This window comes from Streptomyces sp. SYP-A7185 (assembly GCF_046103685.1).
Lineage (GTDB): Bacteria > Actinomycetota > Actinomycetes > Streptomycetales > Streptomycetaceae > Streptomyces.
The window spans coordinates 1,242,573-1,266,798 of record NZ_CP122310.1 but is presented as its reverse complement, the minus strand read 5'-3'; the positions used below and the strand labels follow the sequence as shown (position 1 = coordinate 1,266,798).

The 24,226-nt window shown below is 71.6% G+C and carries 22 protein-coding genes; 13 read left to right on the top strand and 9 right to left on the bottom strand.

Annotation, left to right across the window (positions count from 1 at the left end; all coding sequences use genetic code 11):
* Positions 1–8 precede the first annotated feature (8 nt).
* Complete coding sequence (gene ccrA, locus QBL25_RS05340) at positions 9–1,283, top strand: crotonyl-CoA carboxylase/reductase (RefSeq protein WP_409055813.1); 1,275 nt, start codon at positions 9–11, stop codon at positions 1,281–1,283.
* A gap of 88 nt (positions 1,284–1,371) precedes the next feature.
* Here ccrA and QBL25_RS05335 read toward each other — a convergent pair whose 3' ends face one another.
* From QBL25_RS05335 to QBL25_RS05325, 3 genes are all read right to left on the bottom strand, one after another.
* Entirely contained in the window at positions 1,372–1,806 is a 435-nt protein-coding gene (locus QBL25_RS05335; protein ID WP_409055812.1) for a hypothetical protein, read from the bottom strand.
* Positions 1,803–3,116, bottom strand: coding sequence for a hypothetical protein (locus QBL25_RS05330; RefSeq protein WP_409055811.1), 1,314 nt, complete (start codon positions 3,114–3,116; stop codon positions 1,803–1,805). Before QBL25_RS05330 ends, QBL25_RS05335 begins: the two co-directional genes overlap by 4 nt.
* A gap of 102 nt (positions 3,117–3,218) precedes the next feature.
* Positions 3,219–5,393, bottom strand: coding sequence for an ATP-binding protein (locus QBL25_RS05325; protein ID WP_409055810.1), 2,175 nt, complete (start codon positions 5,391–5,393; stop codon positions 3,219–3,221).
* Between the two features lie 389 nt (positions 5,394–5,782).
* On the opposite strand from QBL25_RS05325, the gene QBL25_RS05320 reads away from it, so the two are divergent.
* Complete coding sequence (locus QBL25_RS05320) at positions 5,783–7,582, top strand: ABC transporter ATP-binding protein (RefSeq protein WP_409062556.1); 1,800 nt, start codon at positions 5,783–5,785, stop codon at positions 7,580–7,582.
* Positions 7,583–7,710: 128 nt separating this feature from the next.
* Positions 7,711–8,262: a DinB family protein gene (locus tag QBL25_RS05315; RefSeq protein ID WP_409055809.1), complete on the top strand. Its 552-nt coding sequence runs from the start codon at positions 7,711–7,713 to the stop codon at positions 8,260–8,262.
* A 79-nt stretch (positions 8,263–8,341) separates the two neighbouring features.
* On the opposite strand, the gene QBL25_RS05310 is transcribed toward QBL25_RS05315, so the two are convergent.
* Entirely contained in the window at positions 8,342–9,007 is a 666-nt protein-coding gene (locus QBL25_RS05310) for a TetR/AcrR family transcriptional regulator (RefSeq protein WP_409055808.1), read from the bottom strand.
* Positions 9,008–9,138: 131 nt separating this feature from the next.
* On the opposite strand from QBL25_RS05310, the gene QBL25_RS05305 reads away from it, so the two are divergent.
* Entirely contained in the window at positions 9,139–9,699 is a 561-nt protein-coding gene (locus tag QBL25_RS05305; protein ID WP_409055807.1) for an NAD(P)H-dependent oxidoreductase, read from the top strand.
* 138 nt (positions 9,700–9,837) lie between these two features.
* The gene (locus tag QBL25_RS05300) at positions 9,838–10,359 is read left to right on the top strand and encodes an SRPBCC domain-containing protein (RefSeq protein WP_409055806.1); all 522 of its coding nucleotides are present in this window, start codon (positions 9,838–9,840) and stop codon (positions 10,357–10,359) included.
* A gap of 66 nt (positions 10,360–10,425) precedes the next feature.
* Here the strand turns inward: QBL25_RS05300 and QBL25_RS05295 are convergent, their stop codons facing one another.
* The 3 genes from QBL25_RS05295 to QBL25_RS05285 form a co-directional block, all read right to left on the bottom strand.
* Entirely contained in the window at positions 10,426–11,115 is a 690-nt protein-coding gene (locus tag QBL25_RS05295) for a YoaK family protein (RefSeq protein WP_409055805.1), read from the bottom strand.
* Positions 11,116–11,195: 80 nt separating this feature from the next.
* A complete protein-coding gene (locus tag QBL25_RS05290; protein WP_409055804.1) occupies positions 11,196–12,776 on the bottom strand; it encodes a carboxylesterase/lipase family protein in 1,581 nt (526 codons plus the stop codon).
* Positions 12,773–13,777: an MBL fold metallo-hydrolase gene (locus QBL25_RS05285; protein WP_409062555.1), complete on the bottom strand. Its 1,005-nt coding sequence runs from the start codon at positions 13,775–13,777 to the stop codon at positions 12,773–12,775. Before QBL25_RS05285 ends, QBL25_RS05290 begins: the two co-directional genes overlap by 4 nt.
* Before the next feature lie 243 nt (positions 13,778–14,020).
* Here QBL25_RS05285 and QBL25_RS05280 point away from each other — a divergent pair, with 243 nt between their 5' ends.
* On the top strand, positions 14,021–14,953 hold the full coding sequence (locus QBL25_RS05280) for a helix-turn-helix transcriptional regulator (protein ID WP_409055803.1): 933 nt from the start codon (positions 14,021–14,023) through the stop codon (positions 14,951–14,953).
* Here the strand turns inward: QBL25_RS05280 and QBL25_RS05275 are convergent.
* A complete protein-coding gene (locus QBL25_RS05275) occupies positions 14,950–16,254 on the bottom strand; it encodes an ROK family protein (protein WP_409055802.1) in 1,305 nt (434 codons plus the stop codon). The two genes, QBL25_RS05280 and QBL25_RS05275, sit on opposite strands and share 4 nt — an antisense overlap.
* 192 nt (positions 16,255–16,446) lie before the next feature.
* Here QBL25_RS05275 and QBL25_RS05270 point away from each other — a divergent pair, with 192 nt between their 5' ends.
* From QBL25_RS05270 to QBL25_RS05255, 4 genes are read left to right on the top strand one after another with little or no spacing between them, the layout of a single operon-like run.
* The gene (locus QBL25_RS05270) at positions 16,447–17,766 is read left to right on the top strand and encodes an ABC transporter substrate-binding protein (protein WP_409055801.1); all 1,320 of its coding nucleotides are present in this window, start codon (positions 16,447–16,449) and stop codon (positions 17,764–17,766) included.
* Entirely contained in the window at positions 17,763–18,791 is a 1,029-nt protein-coding gene (locus tag QBL25_RS05265) for a carbohydrate ABC transporter permease (RefSeq protein ID WP_409055800.1), read from the top strand. Before QBL25_RS05270 ends, QBL25_RS05265 begins: the two co-directional genes overlap by 4 nt.
* The gene (locus QBL25_RS05260) at positions 18,784–19,680 is read left to right on the top strand and encodes a carbohydrate ABC transporter permease (protein ID WP_409055799.1); all 897 of its coding nucleotides are present in this window, start codon (positions 18,784–18,786) and stop codon (positions 19,678–19,680) included. Before QBL25_RS05265 ends, QBL25_RS05260 begins: the two co-directional genes overlap by 8 nt.
* A gap of 29 nt (positions 19,681–19,709) precedes the next feature.
* Complete coding sequence (locus QBL25_RS05255) at positions 19,710–21,098, top strand: GH1 family beta-glucosidase (protein WP_409055798.1); 1,389 nt, start codon at positions 19,710–19,712, stop codon at positions 21,096–21,098.
* 85 nt (positions 21,099–21,183) lie between these two features.
* Here the strand turns inward: QBL25_RS05255 and QBL25_RS05250 are convergent, their stop codons facing one another.
* Positions 21,184–21,630, bottom strand: coding sequence for an SPW repeat protein (locus QBL25_RS05250; RefSeq protein WP_409055797.1), 447 nt, complete (start codon positions 21,628–21,630; stop codon positions 21,184–21,186).
* A gap of 218 nt (positions 21,631–21,848) precedes the next feature.
* On the opposite strand from QBL25_RS05250, the gene QBL25_RS05245 reads away from it, so the two are divergent.
* Genes QBL25_RS05245 through QBL25_RS05235 form a run of 3 tightly spaced genes read left to right on the top strand, consistent with a single transcriptional unit; the run spans position 21,849 to position 24,195 of the window.
* The gene (locus QBL25_RS05245; protein WP_409055796.1) at positions 21,849–22,529 is read left to right on the top strand and encodes an ABC transporter permease; all 681 of its coding nucleotides are present in this window, start codon (positions 21,849–21,851) and stop codon (positions 22,527–22,529) included.
* Entirely contained in the window at positions 22,526–23,206 is a 681-nt protein-coding gene (locus QBL25_RS05240) for an ABC transporter permease (protein ID WP_409055795.1), read from the top strand. The genes QBL25_RS05245 and QBL25_RS05240 overlap by 4 nt, the downstream gene beginning before the upstream one ends.
* Complete coding sequence (locus QBL25_RS05235) at positions 23,203–24,195, top strand: ABC transporter substrate-binding protein (protein ID WP_409055794.1); 993 nt, start codon at positions 23,203–23,205, stop codon at positions 24,193–24,195. The genes QBL25_RS05240 and QBL25_RS05235 overlap by 4 nt, the downstream gene beginning before the upstream one ends.
* Positions 24,196–24,226 lie beyond the last annotated feature (31 nt).

The window sequence follows — 24,226 nt, the reverse complement described above, 5'->3', positions numbered from 1 at the left end:
GGAACCTCATGGATGTGCTCGCAGAGGCAGTCGTCGCGGGAGCCGGCGCGGACGAACTGCGCCGGCTTCCCGTGCCCGCCGAATTCACCGCCGCGCATCTGCGGAGGGAGGATGTGGAGAGTTTCACGGGGGTGGCGGACAAAGATGTCCGAAAGACGCTCCACGTCGGCTCCGTGCCCATGCCCGAACTCGCCCCCGACGAAGTCCTGGTGGCCGTCATGGCGAGCGGGATCAATTACAACACCGTGTGGTCCGCGATGTTCGAGCCATTATCCACCTTCTCCTTTCTGCGGCATTTCGGCGCGAAAGGAGGATGGGCCGCGCGGCACGATCAGCCGTATCACGTGGTGGGCTCGGACGCGGCCGGCGTGATCGTCCGTACCGGCTCCGGGGTGCGTCGCTGGAACATCGGCGACGAGGTCGTGGTCACCCCCGCCTACGTCGACGACGAGGAGCCGGCGACCCACGCCGACGGCATGCTCGGCGACGGCCAGCTGGCCTGGGGCTTCGAGACCAACTTCGGCGGCCTCGCCCACTACTGCGTGGCCCGCGCCAGCCAGCTCCTGCCCAAGTCGGACCGGCTGACCTGGGAGGAGGCGGCCGGCAACCCGCTGTGCGCGGGCACCGCCTACCGCATGCTGGTCAGCGACCGCGGGGCGCGGATGACCCAGGGCGACATCGTGCTGATCTGGGGCGCGGCGGGCGGTCTCGGCGCGTACGCGGCGCAGCTCGTCCGCAACGGCGGCGGCATCGCGGTGGGCGTGGTCGGCAGCGAGGAGAAGGCGGAGCGCGCCCGCGCCTTCGGCTGCCACGCGGTGATCAACCGGGCCGAGATCGGTCTGACCGGAGCCGCTCCGGCCGATCCGGCGGCCGTCGGCAAACGGCTCGGCAAGCGCATACGCGCCGCCGTGGGGGAGGACCCGCACATCGTGTTCGAGCACGTCGGGCGGGCGACCTTCGGCGTCTCGGTGTTCGTGGTCCGCCGGGGCGGCGCCGTCGTGACCTGCGGATCGAGCACCGGCTATCTCCACGAGTTCGACAACCGCTACCTCTGGATGCGCCTCAAGCGCGTCATCGGCAGCCACGGGGCCAACCTCCAGGAACAGGCCGCGGTGGCCCGCCTCCTGGACCTCGGGCACATCCGGCCCGCCCTGTCGGTGACGTACGACCTCCAGGACACCGCAGAGGCCGCCCGGCTCGTCCAGGCCAATCGCCACACGGGCAAGGTCGGCGTGCTCGCGCTCGCCCCGCGCACCGGTCTCGGGAAGAGGACCGCCGACTGACCGGGCCGGGCGTCCCGGCGTGCGCGTGGGCCCTCCCGCCCAGCGGAAGGGCCCACCTCGTCGCGCCGGTCGGTCCGCCGGCCCGGGCTCAGCGCACCGTCACGTAGACGACGGGCGAGATGGCGCCGCCGCCCACGATGCGCAGGGAGTTGCGGCCCTTGAGGCCCAGCTTGACCCGCATGTTGTACGCCCCGTTGCGCGCGGTGTACACCGACGCGGGAAGGGACACCCAGCGCTTGCCCTGCTTCTGCTGGAGCGTGACGCGCGTTCCGGCGCGCATGTGGTGGGCGACCCCGTAGATGCGGAAGTCGTGCCAGGCCCGCACGCCGGCCACGGTCGACTTGGCCGTGAGTGTCGGCCGCGGAGCCGCGGTCGCGGCGGGGGCCGGCGCGTCCCCACCGTGCGGGGTCACGGCGCCGACTCCCGCCACGGCGGGGCCCGCCAGCACGGCGAGGGCCGCGATGCCCGCCACCGACACGTACTTCACCGATGCGTACTTCAGCTTCAACCGGTCAACGGTCAACGTTCCTTCTCCATCTCTGTGGTGTTTCCTCGCCCGGCCGCTCGGCCGAGAAAGCTTTTCCAGCCGCCTGCGGGCCGCTCGCCCACTTGGAGCCCCCGCAGCTTGGCCAGGACCTCGGGGTCCTGGACGTCGAGCCAGTCCACGAACTGCCGGAAGGAGACGAGACGCACGTCCTTCTCTCCGGCCATCGCCTTGAGGGCTTCCTCGACGGCGTCCATGTAGATGCCGCCGTTCCACTCCTCGAAGTGGTTGCCGATGAAGTAAGGGGCGCGGTTCGTCTCGTACGCCCGCCGGAAACCGGCGAGGTAGGACCGGGTCGCCTGGCTGCGCCAGCCGGGATAGCGGTACGAGGGGGCACGGGTGGAGTTCTTCGACTGGTTGGCCAGGACGTTGTAGTCCATGGACAGGACCTCGAAGGAGTGCCCGGGGAACGGGATCTGCTGGAGCGGCAGATCCCACACCCCATGCCTTTTCTCCGGCCAGCGCTGCATGCCGCCGGGCGACGAGGAGTCGTAGCGCCAGCCCCGCTCGCGGGCGACCGGCAGCAGGTTGTTCTGGCCGAGCAGACAGGGTGTGCGGCCGCCGACGAGTTCCTTGTCGTAGTCGAAAGGCAGCGACGCCAGATCGGTCCAGCCGGTGTTCGTGCGCCATTCCTTCACGAAGGCGGTGGCCTGGTCGATCTCGCTGTGCCACTGCGCGGGCGTCCAGTTCGCGACGCTGCCGGTCCCCGTGCAGAAATGCCCGTTGAAGTGCGTGCCGATCTCATGGCCCTCGAGCCAGGCCCGGCGGACGTACGTCAGCGTCTCCCTGATGTGACCGTCGGTCAGATAGCCGATGTCGGACGCGCCGACCGCGTTGTTCGGCGGCCGGTAGAGCCGCTTCTTCGACTCGGGCAGGAGATAGAGCCCGGAGAGGAAGAACGTCATGCGCGCGTCGTGCTCCTCGGCCAGCTTGAGGAAACGCGGGAACAGACCGTTGCCGACCTCGCCCGCGCCGTCCCAGGAGAAGACCACGAACTGCGGAGGCGTCTCGCCCGGCTCCAGCGGTACGGGCTCGCTCGGCTGACGCGGCTGCTTGCCCGTGTACGCCGTCGAGCCGTCGCCGATCGGTCTCGCCTTCGTCTGCTCCCGCTGCGCGCCGTGCCCGCCGCCGCCTTCGCCCTCGCGCCCGTTCCCCTGCCTCCCGCCGGACGGCGACGAGGACGCGGAATCCTCGGCCGCGCGCTCCTTGCCGCCGCACCCGGCAAGACCCACGCCCGCCGTCACCGCAAGTCCCAGCCCCAGCGCGCGCCTTCGGCCGACCGAGTGCATGCTCGCTCCGTTCGCTCGCTTCCTGGATGAACCATGTGTAGACCGCAGGAAGATGAACGAATCAGATGATTAAGGTCTTTTACGGAATTTGACCCAAGTGCCTCAAGTCCCCGGCGGGTCCCACCCGCACGGAGGGGCCCACTCGACACCGCCGAACGCCGGGCCGTGTTCGATCGCGGTGATCAGCTGCGTGACCGGAGCGGTGCCGACCGGCCCCGCCACGGAGACGACCCCCGCGAGCGCCTTGTGCGCGCGGCGCCACGCCCGGCTGCGCCGACCGCGCAGATGCTCGACGAGCGCATGTGCGTACTGCGTCATGGCGCGCGTCCATATGTCGTGCCGGGTCTGTGTGCCGGCCGACGCACGGCGGACGCTGTGCAGCGCGTCGGCCGGTCGGACACGCACCTGCGCCACGGCGAGCTCCGCCCAGCTGACCGCGGCGGGCGGCCCGTGGTCGGCGTGGGTGGGGACGGTGTGGGCCGCTTCCCGCAGATGCTCGATGGCGCGTTCGGTCTCGCCGTTGCGCAGTGCGATGACGCCTTGTACGTGGGCGACCCGGCCGATGGTCGCGTCGTCGCCGGAGAGCATGGCCACGCGCCAGGCCCGGCCGAGAAGTTCCTCCGCCTCGGGTGCGTCCGTGCAGGCGGCGAGCCAGCCGGCCAGCCACAGGGCCTGCCCGCACCCCGGGGTGTCCGCCCGGCCCAGGGGGAGCAGCCGCCGCAGATGCTCGCGTCCCTCGGCGGCGTGCCCGCACACCGCCCACCAGAACCACAGGTCCACGACCATGCCGAGGGCGGTCGCGCCCTGATCGGCGGTGCGCGGACCCCGCTCCAGAGCGGTCCGCAGGTCCGGCTCCTCGTCGCGCAGCAGCAGGGTCGCCTGCTCGTGCCGTCCGGTGCTCCACAGCTGATGGGCGCGGGAGGCGACGGTGCGGTACCAGGTGAGGTGGCGGGTGGCCGCCGCGGCGGACTCGCCCACGGATTCGAGACGTTCGGCGCCGAAGCCGCGGGCGGCGGCCGGGAGCCGGTAGCGGGGTTGCAGCACACCGCCGGGGTCACGCACCGGTTCGAGCACCGAGGCCAGGACCAGGCGGGCCAGGCAGGACGCCACCAGCTCCGGGTCGAGCCCGCCGCCCGCGCACACGAACACGGCGGCGTCCTCGTCGAACTCGCCCGTGAAGACGCTGAGCCGCGCCCAGACGCTGCGCTCGGCCTGCCCGCACAACGCGTAACTCGCCCCCACGGCGGCCCGTAAGGACCGGTGCCGCCGCAAGGGGGCCTCCGGCCTGCCGAGCCACCCCTGGGTGGGCCGCAGCATCCGGGCGAGCTGCACGGGCGGATGCCGGTCGGTCTGCGCGGCGGCCAACTCCACCGCGAGCGGTACGCCTTCCAGCTGGGCGCAGATGTCGCTCACGGCGCGGAGTTCTGCTTCGTCGGGAGTGGGGGGAGGGGGGTCGTCCGGGGGGCCGCCTGGGGTTTCGCGCGGGGAGTCGGCTTGGGGTTCGACCGGGGCGCCGCTCTGGGTTTCACGCGGGGAGTCGGCTGGGGGCTTGCCCGATGACTCGACCGATGACTCACCCGGGGGCCCGCCCGAAGACTCGCCGGGGGACCCGCCCGAAGACCCTCTTGGGGGCCCGCCCGGTGGCGCAGCCGTGGTCGCCGACCAGGCGTCCTCCGCCCGTGCCCTGCGGCGGACACCGTGCGCCCGCTCCAGGAACAGCCGCACCGCGGGCCCAGGTTGATCCTCCGCTCCCGGCATGCCGACGGCCAGCGGCTTGAGGTGCAGCACCAACTCCTGCCCCAGGCCCAGCGGTTGCCGCCCCGTGGCGAGCATCCGCACGCCGGGCGCGCACAGCAGCAGAGCCTGCACGAGACGTACGCACTCCTCTCGTACGGGATCGAAGTCGTCGAGCACCACGAGCACGCGACGCTCTCGGAGCCGGGCAACGAGCTCCCGCTCCCCGAGCCGCTGCCGGCCTCTGTCAGGGGGCGGTCCCTGCTCGCCCCCGCCCGCTTCTCCGTCCATGGCATCGACCACCGCCCGCGCCGCCGACCGGCCTCGCGCGGGACCGCCGTCCCACCAGCGGACGATGACGACGCCGTCCGGCAGCTGGCCGCCCACGGCCGCCGCGGCGTGCGCCGCCAGGGTGCTCTTGCCGACGCCCGCGCCGCCCGTCACCGTCACCAGTCTGCTCTGGGCCAGCAGACGCCGCAGTGCCGCCAATTCCGCCGCCCGGCCCATCAGGCCACCCCCGTGCCCATGCACTCGCCCCGTCATCCCCTTCACGCTCGGGCCCTTCCACGCCGCGAGCCCTGCCGCCCGCCCCGCGCCACACTGCCGTGCAGAATCGTCACTGCAATGAATTCGACAGATCCTCTAACTCCGTGCCCCGGTCTGAGTTACGGGGCGGAGAACCGGTCGGTCGGTCGGGAAGAGCAGCGGGGCGGTCGGGCCCGCCGGGCGCATCGGGCGGGGCGGACCAGTCAGGCAGATCCGCCGTCCACGGCGTCCTGTCCGACGTGACCGAGAACGAGCCGCAGCAGCCGGGCCGCGACCAGCCGGCCCTCGATCAACCGGGCCTCGATACGCCGGGCCCCGATCAGTCCGCCGTCGAGCGACCGACCCCCGCGCGCGAGATCCCCGGGCGGCCGGCCCCCGCACGCGAGATCCCCGAGCGACCGACCCCAGGAAGCCCCGCCCCGGAGCGGCTCTCCGCCGGTGAGACCTGGCGGGCGCTGTACCGCTACTTCCGGCCCCACCGCTGGGTCGTCGCGCTCGGCGCCCTGTGCACGCTCATCGGCGCCGCGACCGGCCTCGCCCAGCCGCTGGCCGCGAAAGCCCTGGTGGACAGGCTCGGCAGCGACGACTCGATCGCCGGGATCATCCTCCTGCTCACCGCGCTCGTGGTGCTCGGCACCGCCATCGAATCCGTCGGCGCGTACGTCCTCGAACGCACCGCGGAATCCGTGGTGCTCGCGGCCCGCCGCACCCTGATCGGACGGCTGCTGCGGCTGCGCCTGCCGGAAGTGGAGCGCACCCAGCCCGGCGATCTGATGTCCCGGATCACCTCGGACACGACCCTGCTGCGCGCGGTCACCACGCAGTCCGTGGTGTCGGCCGTCGCGGGCGGACTGACCTTCGTCGCGACGATCGTGATGATGGGCCTCATGGACGCCGTCCTGCTCGGCGTCACCCTCGGCGTGATCGTGCTCATCGGCGGCGTGGTGGCCCTGGTGATGCCGAAGATCGCGCGGGCGACGGAGCGGGCCCAGGAAGCGGTCGGCACGATCTCGACCGCACTGGAGCGGGCGTTCGGCGCGTTCCGCACGCTCAAGGCGTCCGGCGCCGAGGAGCGTGAGACCGCCGCCGTGCAGGCCGCCGCGCGGGAGGCCTGGCGGCACGGCGTGCGGTCCGCCAAGTGGCAGGCCGCGGCGTGGAGTTCGGTCGGCTTCGCCGTCCAGGTCTCCTTCCTCGCCGTCCTGGGCATCGGCGGTGCCCGCGTCGCGTCCGGCGCCATCTCGGTCTCGACGCTCGTGGCCTTCCTGCTCTTCCTCTTCTACCTGATCGACCCGGTCTCCCGGCTCGTCGAGGGCGTCTCGCAGTACCAGGTCGGCTCCGCGGCCATCGCGCGGATCGTACGGGCCGAACGGCTGGAGACGGAGGACGTCGCCGGACCCGTACCGCACGCGGGACCGCACACGGGGCGGCCCACGGGACGGCAAGGTCCCGCCGCCGTCGCCTTCGAGGACGTGACCTTCCGCTACCGGGACGCCCTGCCCTACGTCCATCACGGCGTGAGCTTCGCGATTCCGGGCCCCGGCATGACGGCCTTCGTGGGCCCCTCGGGCGCGGGCAAGACCACCGTCTTCGGCCTGTTGGAGCGCTTCTACGACGCCACGGGTGGCCGCGTCCTGGTCGACGGCCGTGACGTGCGGGAGTGGCCGCTCGCCGAACTGCGTTCCGTCATCGGCTACGTGGAGCAGGACGCGCCCGTCCTGGCCGGGACCCTGCGCGAGAACCTCCTGTTCGGAGCGCCCGGCGCGTCCGACGCCGAGATCCGGGACGTTCTCGTACGCGCCCGGCTCGACACCCTGGTCGACCGGTTGCCGGACGGTCTGGAGACGCTGGTCGGACACCGCGGATCCCAGCTGTCGGGCGGCGAACGCCAGCGCGTGGCGATCGCGCGGGCCCTCCTGCGCAAGCCACGCCTCCTGCTCCTCGACGAGGCGACCTCGCAGCTGGACGCGGTGAACGAACTGGCCCTGCGGGACGTGGTCGCCGAGGTCTCCCGCGAGGTGACGGTCCTCGTGGTGGCGCACCGGCTCTCGACGGTCACGCTGGCCGACCGGATCGTGGTGATGGACGCGGGGCGGGTCCGCGCGTCCGGCACCCACGAGGAGCTGGTGGCGGGCGACCCCCTGTACGGGGAACTGGCGGCGACGCAGTTCCTCGCGACACCGGCGTGACCCCCGGGACTCGTGACCGCCAGAGCCTGCCTGCATGACCCCCAGGCCCTGACGGCGGGGGCGGCCGGGCCCTGCCGCCCCCGATAACGGCTGGCCCCGGACCTCACGCCCAGGGTTGGATGGCGGCCATGACCAGCGGACGCAGACGCGCGGAACTGTTCGTCGACGAAGAGCGGGACGGTCGGCTCGCCGGGCGCACCACCGGCGACGAGCGCCGCATGCTCGTCGACTTCCTCGCGGCCCAGCGCACGACGCTCGAACTGAAGTGTGCGGGCCTGGAAAGTGAGTTGGCCCGGCGGTCCGTGGAGCCTTCCACGCTCTCGCTGCTGGGCCTGGTCCGCCATCTCGCCGACGTGGAGCGCCGCTGGTTCCGCCGGGTCCTCGCCGGTCAGGACGTACCGCCGCTCTTCGGCTCGGACGCGCATCCCGACCAGGACTTCGACGGCGCCGTCCCCGAACCGGCCGTCATCGCCGCGGCCTGGGAGGCCTGGCGCACCGAGGTGGCGTTCGCCGACCGCCTCGTCGCCGAGGCGCCCGACCTCGACGTCGAGGGCGAGGACGGGTGGCGCGGCACGGTGTCGCTGCGCTGGGTGCTCCTCCACATGATCGAGGAGTACGCGCGCCACAACGGCCACGCGGACCTGCTGCGGGAGCGGATCGACGGCGCGATCGGCGTGTAGCGCCCCGCGAAGGCGCACCGGCTCTCCTGTGCGGGCCCCGTAGAGGCGGCGGGCCACGCGGTCAGGTGGATCAGGTGGATCAGGCCGGTGTGGGCGGGTGCGTCGCCAGCCGGGTGACGAGGTCGTGCCACGCGGCGTCCAGACGGTCCAGCGGAATGCCGCGCTCGACGGTCAGGTGGTGCACGAGCACGCTGTCGATGGAGCCGAGCAGCGTGTGCGCGAGGAGCTCGGCGTCGCCCGCGATGCCCGCCTGGCGCAGCAGCATCGTGACGTGCGTGACCCGCAGCCGGTTCGCCGGGACGCTGTAGGCGCGCAGCGGGTCGGTCCGCGAGGACAGGATCAGCTCCTGGTGGTCCCGCTCGTGGCGGATGACGGCGGGCCCGAAGGCGTGCAGGCGCTCCAGGGGTGGGGCGTCCGGGCCCAGCGGGGCCGGGCCGGAGAGGAAAGCGGCCTGGAGCTGCTGCTCGCGGTGGTCGAGCAGGGCCACGAGGAGCCCGGTGCGGTCGCCGAAGCGCCGGAAGACGGTCCCTTTGCCGACCCCGGCCGCCGCAGCCACCGCGTCCATGGTCAGCTGCGCGGCACCGCACCCCGCCATGAGCTGCGATGCGGCTTCCAGGAGCCGGGTGCGGTTGCGGGCCGCGTCGGCCCTGAGCGCCGGCGGTTCACCGACCGGGGTGAGAGAGAGTTCGGTCGGCCCGCCGGCTTTCTCGGGCGAGGGGAGGGGTGAGGGAACGGAGCCGTTCATGAATGCAGCGTAACGCTTCACGGCGATAAGTGGACCGCGGTCCGAATAGGTGGTACACATTTAAACGGACCTCGGTCCGCTTGATTCGCTTCCGTATGTGAGTCCCGTCCGCACTTTTCAGGAGTTCCGCCATGTCTGTACGCATCGTCGCCCTCGTCGGCAGCCTCCGCGCCGGCTCGCACAACCGTCAGCTCGCCGAGGCCGCCGCCAAGCACGCGCCCGCGGGCGTGGACATCGAGCTGTTCGAGGGCCTTGCGGACGTGCCGTTCTACAACGAGGACATCGACGTCGAGGGCGGCGTCCCGGCCGCCGCGGCCCGCCTGCGCGAGGCCGCCGCCGGCGCCGACGCCTTCCTGCTCTTCTCGCCCGAGTACAACGGCACCGTGCCCGCCGTGCTCAAGAACGCGATCGACTGGCTGTCCCGTCCGTACGGCGCCGGTGCGCTCTCCGGCAAGCCGGTCGCCGTCGTCGGCACCGCCTTCGGCCAGTACGGCGGCGTGTGGGCGCAGGACGACGCCCGTAAGGCCGCGGGCATCGCCGGCGGTGTGGTCGTCGAGGACGTCAAGCTGTCCATCCCCGGCTCCCTGACCCGTTTCGCCGAGCTCCACCCGGCCGACGACACCGAGGTGGTCACCTCCCTCACCGAGGTCGTCTCCCGCCTCAGCGAGCAGGCCACCCCGGCCGCCGCCTGACGCTTCCCAGAGGCCCGGCCGGTGTCATCCCGGCCGGGCCTCGTGCTGTCCCGCCCGGCGCGGTCGAGCCCCTGGCCCGAGGCGGCCGCTCCCGGCGGGGACCACGTCCCGGGCGGTCGGCGTCCTAGAGTGGGACGCATGTACTCGACACAGGTGTCCGGGCATGTGAACGCCCCGCGTGCGGCCGTCTACCGAGCGCTCGTCGACGCCGACGCCATCGCGCGATGGCGCGTCCCGGACGGCATGAGCAGCCGTGTGCACGCCTTCGACGCCCGCGAGGGCGGCCGGTTCCGAGTCTCGCTCACCTACGACGATCAGTCGGGCACCGGCAAGTCGGCCTCGCACACCGACACGTACCAGGGCCACTTCGCAAAGCTCGTACCGGACGAGCAGGTCGTCGAGGTGCTCGCCTTCGAGACCGAGGACGCCGCCTTGGGCACCACCATGACGATGACGACCACGCTCACCGACGCCGACGGCGGGACCGATGTCCTGATCGTGCACGAAGGGATCCCGGACAGCGTGCCCGCCGCCGACAACGAGACGGGAACGCGCATGGCGTTGGCGAACCTCGCCCGGCTCGTCGAGGGCGAGGCCGAGGCCGAGGCGCAAGCGGAGGTCTGGGCGGAGGCCAGGCACGACGGGCGGGACGCCCGGTAAGGGGTACGGCACGCGCGAGGTGCCGGGGGCGCAGGTGCGGCTCAGGCTCGGCGCGGCTCCAGTCCGTCAGGGCGTGCGGGGTGCGCTCGCGCCGGGCAGGGACGCCGCCAGCGTCACGGCGGCGAGCAGCACCAGTGCGGGCGCGAGCGCGGCGGCCGTGCCGTGGCGGAGCTGCAACAGCCCGCCCGCCAGAGCACCGGCGAACATCGCCGCGACGGACACGGCCCTGCGGACGGACGCGGGGCCGAGCCGGTCCGAGGCCAGACCCGTCAGCGTGCGGGTGAGGACGGTGGTGGTCAGATCCGGTACGGCGAGCTTGCCGACGACGGCGTTCTGGAGGCCCATGCCGAGCGCGAGCAGCACGATCAGAACGTGCTTGGCGTCGACGGCGAGGTCGAGCACCAGAGCCGCCGCCACCAGCACGGCGTGCGCCCCGACCAGCAGCGCGAACAGCCGCAGCGGCCGCGCGACCCGCGGCGCGATCCGCCCGCCGAGCCACGCGCCCGCCACGAACGCACCGGCCGCGAGGAGCGAAGCGGTCGCCGAGAGCTGTACGTCACCGGCGAGCGCGAAGCCCAGGAAGACCACGTTGCCGGTCATGTTGGCGACGAAGACGCGGTCGAGGCCCAGATAACTGACGGCGTCCACCAGACCGGTCACGAAGGTCAGCAGGACGAGGAGCGGGGGCAGCACGCCGTGGTGGCCCTCGGTCCCGGGGAAGAGGAAGGCGGCGGCCCGGTCGAGCGATGAGTTCATACCGTTCCTTCGGCAGACACGTGCCGACGCCCGACCCGCAGGCGCCCTCCGCCCCCGCCGGCACACTCACCTCACGCCGGTCACCGCCCCTGCCGCCCTCCCCGCACGCCGGTCACCGCCCGCTGCCAGGCCCGGCGCACGTCGCCGCGCAGGTCCTCGTGCACCGCCCAGCGGGGCCCGATGACCATCGTGGCCCGGCGCCGCGTGTCGTACGGCGCCCAGCCGGGGTCACCGGAACGCGCGAAACGCACCCACGCGGCCTGCATGCGTGACGCCAGGTCCGGCGGCACAGCGCCGGTGCCGAACGGCGTGTCGGGACCGTGTGGCCGGGCCGGACCGAGCCCGAAGACGAAGGGCAGCTCCACCGTGTGGGTGGCGCCGAGCAGCCCCCCGAAGGCCGGGGAGCGCCAGTCGAAGCGATAGCTGTACGTCGCGCCGGACGACCGCTCGGCATGCGCGTCGGCCAGGGCCCAGCTTCCCCGGCCGAACAGCGCGTCCCCCAGGACGGCGGACCGCAACTGCCCGGCAGAGGCCCCGGGGTGGGCCGTGCGGTAGGTGTCGACGAGCAGGTCGGGCTCGGGGTGGGAGCGCTCGGCCGCGGCCCGGACGTCGGCCGCCGTCGATGCGGCGTAGGCACCGGAGGGGACGAGGTAGAGGTTGCCCTCCTCGGCGTTCGTGCCGACGAGCAGATCGATGTCGGAGCCGCCGGTCCCGGCGGCGACCGCGTCGGCGGGCTGCCGGTCCGCGACCACGCTGAAGGGGCTGAGCCCCGCCAGCGGATCGTACGCGGACGCGGTCCGCAGCTCGATCCCGCCGAGTCCGGCCGCCACCTCCACCAGACGCGCGTCGGGCACGCCTTCGAAGGCCTGGGCATCAGGGGCGATGCCCAGGGCCGCCGCTGCCGCCTTCGTCACGCGGGCGGCCTGCTCGGGCGAGAAGGCGCCCAGACCGCTGCCGCTCTGCACGATGGCGCGCCGCACGAGGCCCCTGCTCTCCGGCGCGGCGACGACGGCTCCCGTGAGGGTGGCACCGGCGGACTGGCCGAACAGCGTGACCAGGTCGGGGTCGCCCCCGAACGCGGCGATGTTCTGCCGTACCCAGCGCAGGGCCGCGAGGACGTCGAGGAGGCCGCGGTTGCGCGGCGCTCCGGGCAGGTCGAGGAAACCGCCGATCCCCAGGCGGTAGTTGACGGTCACCAGAATCACGCCGCTGCGCGCGAAAGCGGTCCCGTCGTACAGGCTCGCCTTGGTCGATCCCGCCACGAAGCCCCCGCCGTGCACGAACACCATGACCGGCAGGGCGGCCTGCACGCGGGGTGCGGTGACATCGGGTGCCCAGACGTCGAGCGTGAGGTAGTCGTCGCCCGGGATCCAGCCGGGACCGAAGTAAGGCGACATGTCGATGGTGTCCAGGTTCCGCTCGGCCTGCGGCGCGGTCGGCCCCGCCACGGTCGCGTCCCGGACGCCGTTCCAGGGAGCATGCGGCCGCGGCGCGGCGAAGCGCCCGGTGCGGACCGGCGGCGCGGCGTACGGGATGCCGCGGAAGACGGTGAAACCCTCCCGCCGGGCTCCGGCGACCGCTCCTTGGGCCGTGTTCACCGTACGGATGTCGCTGTCGCTGTCGCTGTCGCTGTCACTGGCGCTGTGGCTCTCGGCGGTCATGCCGTCGTCACCCGGCTCTCGTTCCCGCGAGCTGCCGCCGCAGTGTCCGCAGCGTCCGCAGCGTCCGATGTCTTCGCTGTCCGCTCCGACTGCGCACGCGCGTACGGCGTGAACGGCGCCCACCCCTTGACGGCGAACCCACTCCCCGAGCGCGCCACCTCGGCGGCGCCGTGACCTCCCAGGTGCGCGGGGACGACGAGCGCGTTGTGGTCCGCGGCCCAGCCGAGGACACGGCGGCGCGTGATGCGTGCGCGGACGGGGTCCTCGCAGAAGCAGCTGTTGTGGTCCGGGGCGACGAGCTGGACGGGGCTGTGCAGCAGATCGCCGACGAAGACGGCGCGGTCCGTCCCGCTGACCAGGGTCAGCACGCTCGATCCCGGGGTGTGACCGGGCGCCGCGTCGAGGCGCAGCCGGGCGTCGATCCGGTGGCTTCCTTCCCACAGCTGCACCTGCCCCGCCTCCTGTACGGGGGCGACGCTGTCCTCGAAGACGTTCTGGTTGCCGCGGCCGAGCAGCGGCTCGTGGCCGTTCGCGGGGTTCCAGAAGTCGTAGTCGTCCTTGGGCAGCAGATAGGTGGCGTTCGGGAAGGTGGGAACCCAACTCCGCCCCTCCAGGCGGGTGTTCCAGCCCACGTGATCGACGTGCAGATGCGTGTTGATCACGATGTCGACGTCCTCGGGCGCGACTCCCGCCCGCGCCAGATCGGCCAGGAAGCCGGTACGCAGGTGGCTCCACACGGGGGAGTAGGGGCGCTCCTTGTGATTGCCGACGCCGGTGTCGACGAGGATGGTCTTGCCTTCGCTGCGCAGCAGCCAGCTCTGGACCGCGGAGTTGACGATGCCGGTGTGCGGATCGAGGAAGTGGGGCGCGTGCCAGGCGGTGTCCTCACGCCACGCGCTCTCAGGGACGGTGGGGAAGAACTGGCCGGGCGTCATGCCGACGGGGCCGTAGTACTCCTTGACGCGCGTGACGGTGACGTCGCCGAGCTCGATCTGCTCGATCTGCTCGCCTCGCTCAATCTGCTCGGTCCGTTCGGTCAGGTCGCGCCGTTCGCGCCGTTCGGGCTGCTCGGTCTCGTCCGTCTGACGTGTCGTGTTCATCTGTTCCATCGGGGTGCTCCATGGCCGGGAATCGGGGCTCAGGGACACCACCGTCGTCGCGTCCGCGCAGGTCGGCCAGACCCGCCGCTGCCTACCCCGGACAGGGTCAGGCTGCCGTGGGCGCGCCGATGCAGACTGGAGGGCATGAGTGAACGCGGACGACTGGGCGACTTCCTGTACGCGCGACGCGCCCAGCTGCGCCCCGCGGACGTCGGCCTGAAGGACTACGGCGACCGGCGCCGCGTGACCGGCCTGCGCAGGGAAGAGCTCGCGCTGCTCGCCGGGGTCAGCGCCTCGTACTACACGAGGCTGGAGCAGGGCCAGTCGGTCGGGGCGTCCCCGGAGATCCTGGACGCCGTCGCGCGGGCCCTCTGCCTCGACGCGGCGGAGCGCCGGCATCTGCACGACCTCGCCGACGCCGGCCGACGGCGGACCCCGGCCCGCAGGCCGCGGCCCGAGCAGGCGGGGACCACGACCCTGCATCTCCTGAGCACGCTGGAGGACGTCCCGGCCCTCGTCAGCGGCCGGCGCACCGACGTGCTCGCCTGGAACCGCCTGGGCCACGCGCTCTTCGCCGCGCACCTGAGCCCCGAAAGCCCCGAGACGCCGGCCGAGCGCCCAAACCTCGCCAGGATGCTCTTCCTCGATCCCCACACCCGCGCCCTGTACGCCGACTGGACGGCGAAGGCCAAGGCCGTCGTGGAGAATCTGCGGATGGTCGCCGGACGCCACCCCGACGACACGCTCCTGACCTCGCTCATCGGTGAACTGACCGTCAAAAGCCCGGAGTTCGCCGCGATGTGGACCGGTCACCGGGTGCACCCCTGCGACTTCGCCCGCTACGAGATGCGCCATCCCCTCGTCGGCACCCTCACCGTCACCCAGCAGAGCCTCCACCTTCCCCAGGCGCAGGACCAGCACCTGGTGCTCGCCGTCACCGAGCCGGACTCGCCGTCGAGGGAGGCCGTGACCCTCCTGCGGCAGGCCGTGACGGCCGATGGCGACCGCACCCGGCCCGACACGAGTCACCGCCGCCCGGGTCCCGCCTCCGCCCGCTCCCGGACAGGGACCTCTTAGGACGGCAGTCGCCCCTCCAACGCCGTCTGCCAGCCCGGCAGTTCCGCCTCGCGCACCGGTGCGGCCCGGCGTCCGCCGCGGGCGAAGAAGTCGGCCAGCGGCAGGGTCGCGGCGCCCACCGTCACCGCGTCCGGGCCCAGGCGGCCCAGGTCGATGGTGACCCGCCCCGCCGGGTAGGAGAGCGCGTAGGTGGGGATGTGGCGCTTCACCGCGGTCAGGAAGCGCTGCCCGAGCTGGAGCCCGGCCCAGCCGCCGACGAGGATCCGCTCCGGCTGGAAGAGGTTGATCAGGTCGGCGAGGCCCGCGCCCAGGTACTCGGCGGTCTCCTCCAGCACCGCGAGGGCCGTCGGATCGGCCGCGCCGCCGCCTTCCGGGTAGGCGGCGTCGAGCAGGGCGGTGAGCGCGCTCTCCTCGTCCGTGTCCGAGGGCGGGCGTCCACCCGCCTCCTGCCACCGTTCGAGCAGCGCCTCGGCCCCCGCGTACGCCTCCAGGCAGCCGAGGGCCCCGCACCGGCACCGCCTGCCCCGCACGCGCACGGTCAGATGCCCCCATTCGACGGCCCGGCCCTGCTCCACGTCCTCGGTGACGACGCACGCGCCGACACCCGAGCCGAACAGGACCACCACCGCGTTGTGCGTCCCGCGCCCGGCGCCGAACCACATCTCGGCCTGCCCGAGGGTCTTGGCGCCGTTGTCGATGAAGTACGGGACGGAGGAGGGGAGATGGGACGGCCCTCGTCCCGGCTCCCGGAGCAGGGATTCCAGCGGGACCGCGTTCCAGCCGATGGTCTGTCCGTGCACGACGGCGCCGAGTTCGCCGTCGCGCGCGACGATTCCCGGTACGCCGATCCCGACGCCGAGGAGCCCCTCCTCCGTGCAGCCCGCGGTGCCGAGCACCTCGCCGATCCCGTCGCGGATGAGTTCCGCGATGCCGCCGACGTCGTGGTCCTTCAAGGTCAACGGGCGCTCGGCGCGGGCCAGTTCGGACAGGGAGAGGTCGAAGAGTTCGACGCGTACGCGGGTCTCGCCGACGTCCACGCCGATCAGCCGGCCGCGCCCTGGCGCGACCCGCAGCAGGGTGCGCGGGCGGCCGCCGTCGGACTCCACGCTGCCCGCCTCCTCCACCCACCCCTCCGTCACCAGCTCGGCGACGACATTGCTGATGGAACCTGAACTCAGCCCGGTGGCGGGGCCGAGGGAGAAGCGGCTCATCGGTCCCTCGAAGTACAGCCGCTGCAGTACGGCGGCGCGGTTCTCCCGCCGCAGGTCGTGCACCGTACGCCCGTTGCGCTGCCCAGCCATGTGGTTCCTTCCGGCCTGCTCTGCCTCGAAGTTGGTTCTGTGTGACCCCTTGACGGTATCTTCCCCGCCGGTTTAACTCACGTCCTAAATTAAGTCATGAGGGCCTTCAAGAGTTGAACGCGGCGCCTGCTTCATCCGGCGCTGGGCCAGCCGTCCTCCCCATGACTCCCTCCGGAAGGGACACCTGGAGCCATGCGCAGATTCCGAGCCGCCGCCGTCGGCGCCGCCACTCTCTCGCTCGCCCTCACCGCCTCCGCCTGTGGCGGCGGCTCGACGACGGGCGGGGCCGGGTCCAACGACTCGCCGAAGACGCTGACTTACTGGGCGTCGAACCAAGGCCCCAACATCGAGGCGGACAAGAAGATCCTCCGGCCCGAACTCGACAAGTTCGAGAAGAAGACGGGCATCAAGGTGAAGCTCGAGGTCATCCCCTGGTCGGAGCTGCTCAACAGGATCCTGACCGCGACGACGTCGGGCCAGGGCCCCGACGTCCTGAACATCGGCAACACCTGGAGCGCGTCGTTGCAGGCCAGCGGGGCCCTGCTGCCCTGGGACGAGAAGAACTTCGCCAAGATCGGCGGCAAGGACCGCTTCGTGGAGTCCGCGCTCGGCTCGGCCGGCGCGCCGGACAAGGACCCGGCCGCCGTACCGCTGTACTCCATGGCGTACGCCCTCTACTACAACAAAAAGATGTTCGAGGAGGCCGGCATAGACAAGCCGCCCGCCACCTGGGACGAGCTGGTCGAGGACGGCAAGAAGATCTCCAAGGGCGGCAAGTGGGCCCTGGGCGCGGAGGGCGCGAACCTCTCCAACAACATCCACCAGGTCTTCGCCCTCGGCAAGCAGCACGGCGCCGACTTCTTCACCGAGGACGGCAAGGCCGACTTCACCTCCCCCGGCGCGGTCGCGGCCGTGAAGCAGTACGTCGACATGATGGGGAAGGACAAGATCGTCGCCCCCGGCAACGCCGAGTACGCGCAGAACCAGTCCCTGAGCGACTTCGCCAAGGACAAGACGGCGATGGTGCTGTGGCAAGCCGCCGCCACCACCTTCAAGTCGCAGGGCATGAGCGAGGACGAGTGGGGCGTGGCCCCCGTGCCCGTCCAGTCCGGCACGCCGGGCCAGGGCAAGGCCACCAACTCGATGGTCGCCGGCATCAACATGGCCGTCTTCAAGAACACCAAGAACATCGACGGCTCGCTGAAGTTCGTGAAGTTCATGACGAGCGACGCGGAACAGAAGATCCTCTGCTCGTCCTACGGCTCCGTGCCGCCCGTCAAGGCGGCCCAGGAGGACACCGCCTTCGACCGCCCCGAGCTGAAGGTCCTGCGCGACACCCTCGCCAAGAGCGCGGCGCCGCTGCCCCAGGTGCCCAACGAGTCGCAGTTCGAGACCGCGGTCGGCACCGCCGTCAAGAACCTCTTCGCGAACGCCGCCGCGGGCCGTGAGGTGACCACCGCGTCGGTCAAGGCCGAACTGGTCAAGGCTCAGCAGCAGATGTCCAAGCAGTGAGCGACACGTCCGTGACCACCAAGACCACGACCCTCGTGCAGGACGCCGGGGGCGCCGAGCAAGCGGAAGGGACCGCCCCGGAGACGGGGCGGGGCTCCCGGCCCCGCCGTCCGGGGCGGCTTCGCCGCATCGGGCTCCCGTACCTCCTGCTGCTCCCCGCCCTCCTGCTGGAGCTCCTCGTCCATCTGCTGCCGATCGTCGTCGGCATCACGATGAGCTTCAAGGAGCTCACCCAGTTCTTCATCCGCGACTGGGGCGCCGCGCCCTGGTCGGGCCTGGACAACTACAAGGTGTCGGTCGACTTCGACGCGCCGGTGGGCGAGGCGCTGCTGCACTCGTTCCTCGTCACCTGCGCGTTCACGGTGCTCTCGGTCGGCCTCTGCTGGCTGATCGGGACGACCGCCGCGATCTACCTCCAGGAGACGTTCAAGGGGCGGGGCTTCCTCCGGGCGCTCTTCCTCATCCCGTACGCCCTGCCCGTGTACGCGGCGGTGATCACCTGGGGCTTCATGTTCCAGCGTGACAACGGCCTCATCAACCACGTGCTGCACGACCAGCTGGGCCTCACCGACAGCGCGCCGTTCTGGCTCATCGGCGACAACAGCTTCTTCGCGCTGCTCACCGTGTCGGTGTGGAAGGGCTGGCCGTTCGCCTTCCTCATCATGATGGCGGGCCTCCAGAACATCCCCAGGGAGATGTACGAGGCGGCCGCCCTGGACGGCGCCGGCATGTGGCAGCAGATCCGCCGCATCACGCTGCCGTCCCTGCGCTCGGTCAACCAGGTCCTCGTGCTCGTCCTGTTCCTGTGGACGTTCAACGACTTCAACACGCCGTACGTCCTGTTCGGCAGGTCGGCGCCCGAGGCCGCGGACCTGGTCTCGATCCACATCTACCAGTCCTCGTTCGTCACCTGGAACTTCGGCACCGGTTCCGCCATGTCCGTCCTGCTGCTCCTGTTCCTGCTCGGGGTGACGGGCGTCTATCTGTGGGTCACTTCGCGCGAGAGGAAGTCCGCTCATGTCTAGCGTCCGCATGGCCGCGCGGCCCCGCACGGCCCGCAGGCCCCGGTCGCCGATGGCGGCGCCCCGCTCGTTCCTGTGGTCGCGGCGGATCTTCCTCGCGCTGCTCACCGGCTTCGTGCTCCTGCCGGTGTTCGTGATGGTGTCCAGCTCGCTCAAGCCCCTGGAAGACGTCTCGGGCAAGTTCCGCTGGATGCCGAGCGGCCTGACGATCCGTCCGTACATCGACATCTGGCAGACCGTCCCGCTGGCGAAGTACTTCATGAACTCGCTGGTCGTGGCGGGCGCGGCCACCGTCTGCTCGGTGGTGATCGCCGTCTTCGCGGCCTACGCGGTCAGCCGCTACCAGTTCCGCGGCAAGCGCGTCTTCACGGTGACGGTCCTGTCCACCCAGATGTTCCCCGGCATCCTGTTCCTGCTGCCGCTGTTCCTGATGTACGTCAACATCGGCAACGCCACGGGGATCGCCCTGTTCGGCTCGCGGGGCGGGCTCATCCTCACGTATCTGACCTTCTCGCTGCCGTTCTCGATCTGGATGCTGATCGGGTACTTCGAGTCGGTGCCGCGCGACCTGGACGAGGCGGCACTGGTGGACGGCTGCGGGCCGATCGGCGCGCTCTTCCGGGTGGTGGTGCCCGCCGCGATCCCCGGCATCGTCGCGGTCGCGGTCTACGCGTTCATGACCGCCTGGGGAGAAGTGCTCTTCGCCTCCGTCATGACGAACGAGGCCACCCGCACCCTGGCCATCGGCCTCCAGGGCTACTCCACCCAGAACGACGTCTACTGGAACCAGATCATGGCCGCGTCGCTGGTCGTGAGCGTGCCCGTGGTCGCGGGCTTCCTCCTGCTCCAGCGCTATCTGGTCGCCGGCCTCACCGCCGGAGCCGTCAAGTGACCCACCCCCCTGCCGCACCTGCCCTTGCCATGACCCCGTCTGAGAGGACGTCCGTGTCCGAGCTCATCGACCTTGCCGCACTTCCGCACGACTTCGCGTGGGGCACGGCCACATCGGCGTACCAGATCGAGGGGGCCGTCACCCAGGACGGCCGTTCCCCCTCGATCTGGGACACCTTCTCGCACACCCCCGGAAAGATCGACAACGACGACCACGGCGACGTGGCCTGCGACCACTACCACCGCTGGCGCGAGGACATCGCGCTGATGCGGCAACTGGGCACCAACGCCTACCGGCTGTCCCTCGCCTGGCCGCGGGTGGTGCCCGGCGGCGACGGCCCCGCCAACGCCAAGGGCCTGGACTTCTACGACCAGTTGATCGACGGCCTGCTCGAAGCGGGCATCACGCCGTCGGTGACCCTCTACCACTGGGACCTGCCCCAGGTCCTCCAGGACCGCGGCGGCTGGCCCGAGCGGGACACGACCGAGCACTTCGCGGCGTACGCCTCCCTCGCCGCCGAACGCTTCGGTGACCGCGTCACCCAGTGGGCCACGCTCAACGAACCCCTCTGCTCGGCCTGGATCGGCCACCTGGAGGGGCGCATGGCGCCGGGCCTGACCGACCTGACCGCCGCCGTGCGTGCCTCGTACCATCTGCTGCTCGGGCACGGTCTGGCCACCCAGGCGATCCGGGCCGCCGCGCCCGGCGCGCAGATCGGCATCGTCAACAACCTCTCCACGGTCGAGCCCGCGAGCGACCGGCCCGAGGACATCGCCGCCGCCCGCCGCGTGGACGGTCACACCAACCGCTGGTGGCTCGACCCGGTCCACGGCCGCGGCTTCCCCGCCGACATGCGGGAGGTCTACGGGATCGAACTCCCGGAGCACGCGGGCGACCTGGAGACCATCGCGCAGCCGCTGGACTGGCTGGGCCTGAACTACTACTTCCCGGCCGTCGTCTCCGACGACCCCGCGGGACCCGCGCCCTACGCCCACCAGGTGCGCCGCGAGGGCGTGCCCCGCACGGGCATGGACTGGGAGATCGACGCGAGCGGCATCGAGACGCTCCTGCTGCGCCTGACGAACGAGTACGGGGCCCGCAAGCTGTACGTCACCGAGAACGGCTCGTCCTACCCCGACGTCGTACGCCCCGACGGCACCGTCGACGACCCGGAGCGGACGGACTACCTGGTCGGCCATCTCGCCGCCTGCGCGAGCGCGGCCCGCAAGGGGGCGCCCCTGGCCGGGTACTACGCGTGGTCGCTCCTGGACAACTTCGAGTGGGCCTACGGCTACGACAAGCGGTTCGGCCTCGTCCACGTCGACTACGAGACGCAGCGCCGCACGGTCAAGGGCAGCGGGCTGCGCTATGCCGACATCATCCGCGGCCACCAGGGACGCGTGAGCCGCGCCGCCTAACCCACCGCGCGCCTTGACGGCGGCCTCCGGTTCTCCGCCGGACCGGGGGCCGCCGCGCCGGTGTGCTTCCGCCTTCCTTCCTGCGTCAGGTGGTCCCGGTCTTCCGGCCCTCCTTCGCCGCCGCGCCGGTGCACACGAGGCCCAGCAGGAGGGTGAGACCGCCGATGATGACGTTGGTGAGGATGACGCCCATGTCCGGGCTGGTGCCGACGATCCACGGCGACACGATCATCCACACGCCCATGGCGCACATCGCCCAGCTCAGGCTGTACATCCTGGCCGGGGCGACGGTGAACCCGAGACCCAGCAGGGCGATCGCAATGCCCATGATGAGGTTGTGGGTCGTGAGAACGGGCTGACTCGCGGTGAAGTGGACCACCCAGGGTGAGATGGCACAGAAAAGGCCCGTGAGGAACACGGGCCCGTCCACGAGTGCCACGTCGTGTCCACCGAGTACGCGGGCGTACCGATCCCGCATTTCCGATACATCAGGGTGAGCGGCTATGTCTCCCCTGTGTGAGACGTCGGCCATGAGACTCGTCTCCTCTGCTTCTGCTGCGTACAAGCCTGATCACCTCGCGCGGCGGGATGTCGCGCTCATCCAGTGTGCTCTTATTTTTTCCTTATGTGTAGGTCTGGGGCATATATCGTTTACCGAGGGTCGCGGAGAGGCCCCGGGACGACCGGTCCCACGCCCGTACGGGTCACCAGAACGCGCCGACCCCCGCCCTCGCCCGCTGGAATGGACAGGTGACCGCGCCCCCGGACGACTGCCTCGCGCGCAACGAGTGGATCTGCGGCGAGTATCTGAGCACCCGCCGCCAGATCATCGTCGACGCGGTCCTCCAGCACCTGGAGCTGACCGCCGTCTCCGTCCTGATCGCGCTGGTCATCGCGCTGCCGCTCGCCGTCGTCGCCCGCCGCTGGGCGCTGGCGGCCGGCCCCGTCCTCGCGCTGACCACCGTCCTCTACACGATCCCCTCGCTCGCCATGTTCTCGCTGCTGCTCCCCGTGTACGGGCTCTCCGCGTCCCTCGTGGTCGCGGGGCTCGTCCTGTACTCCCTGACGCTGCTCGTCCGCAACATCCTGGCCGGGCTGCGCGCCGTCCCGGAGGACACCCGGCAGGCCGCCCGCGGCATGGGATACGGGCCGATCCGGCTGCTGCTCACCGTCGAGCTGCCGCTCGCGCTGCCCGCCGCCATGGCCGGTCTGCGCATCGCCACCGTCTCCGCGGTCTCCCTCGTCACGGTCGGCGCGATCGTCGGCTTCGGCGGGCTCGGCAACCTCATCTACGCCGGCATGAACACCTACTTCAAGGCGCAGGTCCTGACCGCGTCCGTGCTGTGCGTCGTCATCGCCGTACTGGCCGATCTGCTGCTCCTGGGCGTGCAGCGGATCCTCACCCCGTGGACGAGGGCGGTCCGCTCATGAACACCATCAGCGATGCCTGGCAGTGGCTCACCGACTCGGCGCACTGGGCGGGCGACGACGGCATCTGGCACCGGCTCACCCAGCACCTCGTCCTCACCGTGGTCTGCCTGATCCTCAGCTGTCTGATCGCGCTGCCGGTCGCGCTCGTCCTCGGCCACCTCGGCAAGGGCGGCGCCCTCGCCGTCAACATCTCCAACGTCGGCCGCGCGGTGCCCACCTTCGCGGTCCTCGTGCTGCTGCTCCTGACCCCCATCGGGAAGTGGGGCGAGGGCCCCACCGTCGTCGCGCTCGTCCTGTTCGCCGTGCCGCCGCTGCTCACCAACGCGTACGTGGGGATGCGTGGGGTCGACCGCAGCGTCGTCCAGGCCGCGCGCGGCATGGGCATGACGGGACGGCAGATGCTGTGGCGGGTGGAACTGCCGCTCGCCATGCCGCTGGTCCTCAGCGGCGTACGGATCGCGGCCGTGCAGCTCGTGGCCACCGCCACGATCGCGGCCCTGGCCGGTGGCGGCGGCCTCGGCCGGATCATCACGGCCGGCTTCAACCTCGCCAGCACCCCGCAGGTGGTCGCGGGCGCCGTCCTGGTCGCCGTGTTCGCGCTGATCGTGGAGGGGCTCTTCGAGCTCGGCGAACGGCTCGCTCCCGGATGGGCGCGGGGGAGAGGGCGGACCGGATGAGGCGGCGCGCGGGTCGGGGCGAGGACCGGAGCGGAGGCCGGGGCGCGGTCCGCGGCGCGGCGATCGCGGGGCCCGTGCTGGCCGCGCTGCTGCTGGCCGGCTGTTCTTCGGGGCCGTCCCTGGAGACCCAGGGCGAGGTGACGGCACCCCCCGGGGACAGCCACCACCTGGTCGTCGGGTCCGCAGGATTCACCGAGAGCGACCTGCTCGCCCAGATGTACGCCCTGCTCCTGACAGAGGCCGGATACAGCGCGGAGATCCTCTCCGTGGCCAACCGCGAGCTGTACGAACCCGCCTTGGAATCCGGGCAGATCGACGTCGTCCCCGAGTACGCGGCGACGTTCGCGGACTGGCTGAACGCCAAGAAGAACGGCGCCGACGCGAAACCGGTCGGTTCGCCCGACCTGGACGCCACGATGAAGGCCCTGCGCGGCCTCGCCGCCCCGCGCGGCCTCACCGTCCTCGATCCCGGGAAGGCCGTCGACCAGAACGCGTTCGCCGTCACCGCCTCCTACGCCGAGCAGCACCGCCTGAAGACACTGAGCGACCTCGGCAAGTCGGGCCTGAAGGTGCGCCTGGCCGCCGGTGACGAATGCGTGCAGCGCCCGTACTGCGAACCCGGCCTGAAGAAGGTCTACGGCATCGACATCACCTCCGTCGATCCCAAGGGCGTGGGCACGACACAGGCCAAGAAGGCCGTGCAGAGCGGTCAGGACCAGATGGTCCTGACCACGTCGACGGACGCCACGCTCGACGACTTCGGCCTGGTCCTCCTCAAGGACGACAAGAAACTCCAGAACGCCGACTACATCGTCCCGGTCGTCAACCGCTCCCGCGCGGGCAGCGAAGGCGTCTCGAAGGCGCTCGGCCGCCTCAACTCCGTGCTGACGACGGCGGACCTGGCGTCCATGAACGAACAGGTGGACAGCCGGCGCCGCCTGCCGCAGGACGTGGCGCGCACGTACTTGGAGGACAAGGGGCTGCTGTGAGGCCCGCCGGGGCGGCGTGCGCGGCGGGGCG

Excerpts from the sequence above, each read along its gene's own strand:
- ccrA (WP_409055813.1), top strand. The coding sequence starts at position 9 with ATGGATGTGCTCGCAGAGGCAGTCGTCGCGGGAGCCGGCGCGGACGAA.
- QBL25_RS05330 (WP_409055811.1), bottom strand. The coding sequence starts at position 3,116 with ATGCACTCGGTCGGCCGAAGGCGCGCGCTGGGGCTGGGACTTGCGGTG.
- QBL25_RS05325 (WP_409055810.1), bottom strand. The coding sequence starts at position 5,393 with ATGACGGGGCGAGTGCATGGGCACGGGGGTGGCCTGATGGGCCGGGCG.
- QBL25_RS05315 (WP_409055809.1), top strand. The coding sequence starts at position 7,711 with ATGACCAGCGGACGCAGACGCGCGGAACTGTTCGTCGACGAAGAGCGG.
- QBL25_RS05310 (WP_409055808.1), bottom strand. The coding sequence starts at position 9,007 with ATGAACGGCTCCGTTCCCTCACCCCTCCCCTCGCCCGAGAAAGCCGGC.
- QBL25_RS05305 (WP_409055807.1), top strand. The coding sequence starts at position 9,139 with ATGTCTGTACGCATCGTCGCCCTCGTCGGCAGCCTCCGCGCCGGCTCG.
- QBL25_RS05300 (WP_409055806.1), top strand. The coding sequence starts at position 9,838 with ATGTACTCGACACAGGTGTCCGGGCATGTGAACGCCCCGCGTGCGGCC.
- QBL25_RS05295 (WP_409055805.1), bottom strand. The coding sequence starts at position 11,115 with ATGAACTCATCGCTCGACCGGGCCGCCGCCTTCCTCTTCCCCGGGACC.
- QBL25_RS05290 (WP_409055804.1), bottom strand. The coding sequence starts at position 12,776 with ATGACCGCCGAGAGCCACAGCGCCAGTGACAGCGACAGCGACAGCGAC.
- QBL25_RS05280 (WP_409055803.1), top strand. The coding sequence starts at position 14,021 with ATGAGTGAACGCGGACGACTGGGCGACTTCCTGTACGCGCGACGCGCC.
- QBL25_RS05275 (WP_409055802.1), bottom strand. The coding sequence starts at position 16,254 with ATGGCTGGGCAGCGCAACGGGCGTACGGTGCACGACCTGCGGCGGGAG.
- QBL25_RS05270 (WP_409055801.1), top strand. The coding sequence starts at position 16,447 with ATGCGCAGATTCCGAGCCGCCGCCGTCGGCGCCGCCACTCTCTCGCTC.
- QBL25_RS05260 (WP_409055799.1), top strand. The coding sequence starts at position 18,784 with ATGTCTAGCGTCCGCATGGCCGCGCGGCCCCGCACGGCCCGCAGGCCC.
- QBL25_RS05255 (WP_409055798.1), top strand. The coding sequence starts at position 19,710 with ATGACCCCGTCTGAGAGGACGTCCGTGTCCGAGCTCATCGACCTTGCC.
- QBL25_RS05250 (WP_409055797.1), bottom strand. The coding sequence starts at position 21,630 with ATGGCCGACGTCTCACACAGGGGAGACATAGCCGCTCACCCTGATGTA.
- QBL25_RS05240 (WP_409055795.1), top strand. The coding sequence starts at position 22,526 with ATGAACACCATCAGCGATGCCTGGCAGTGGCTCACCGACTCGGCGCAC.
- QBL25_RS05235 (WP_409055794.1), top strand. The coding sequence starts at position 23,203 with ATGAGGCGGCGCGCGGGTCGGGGCGAGGACCGGAGCGGAGGCCGGGGC.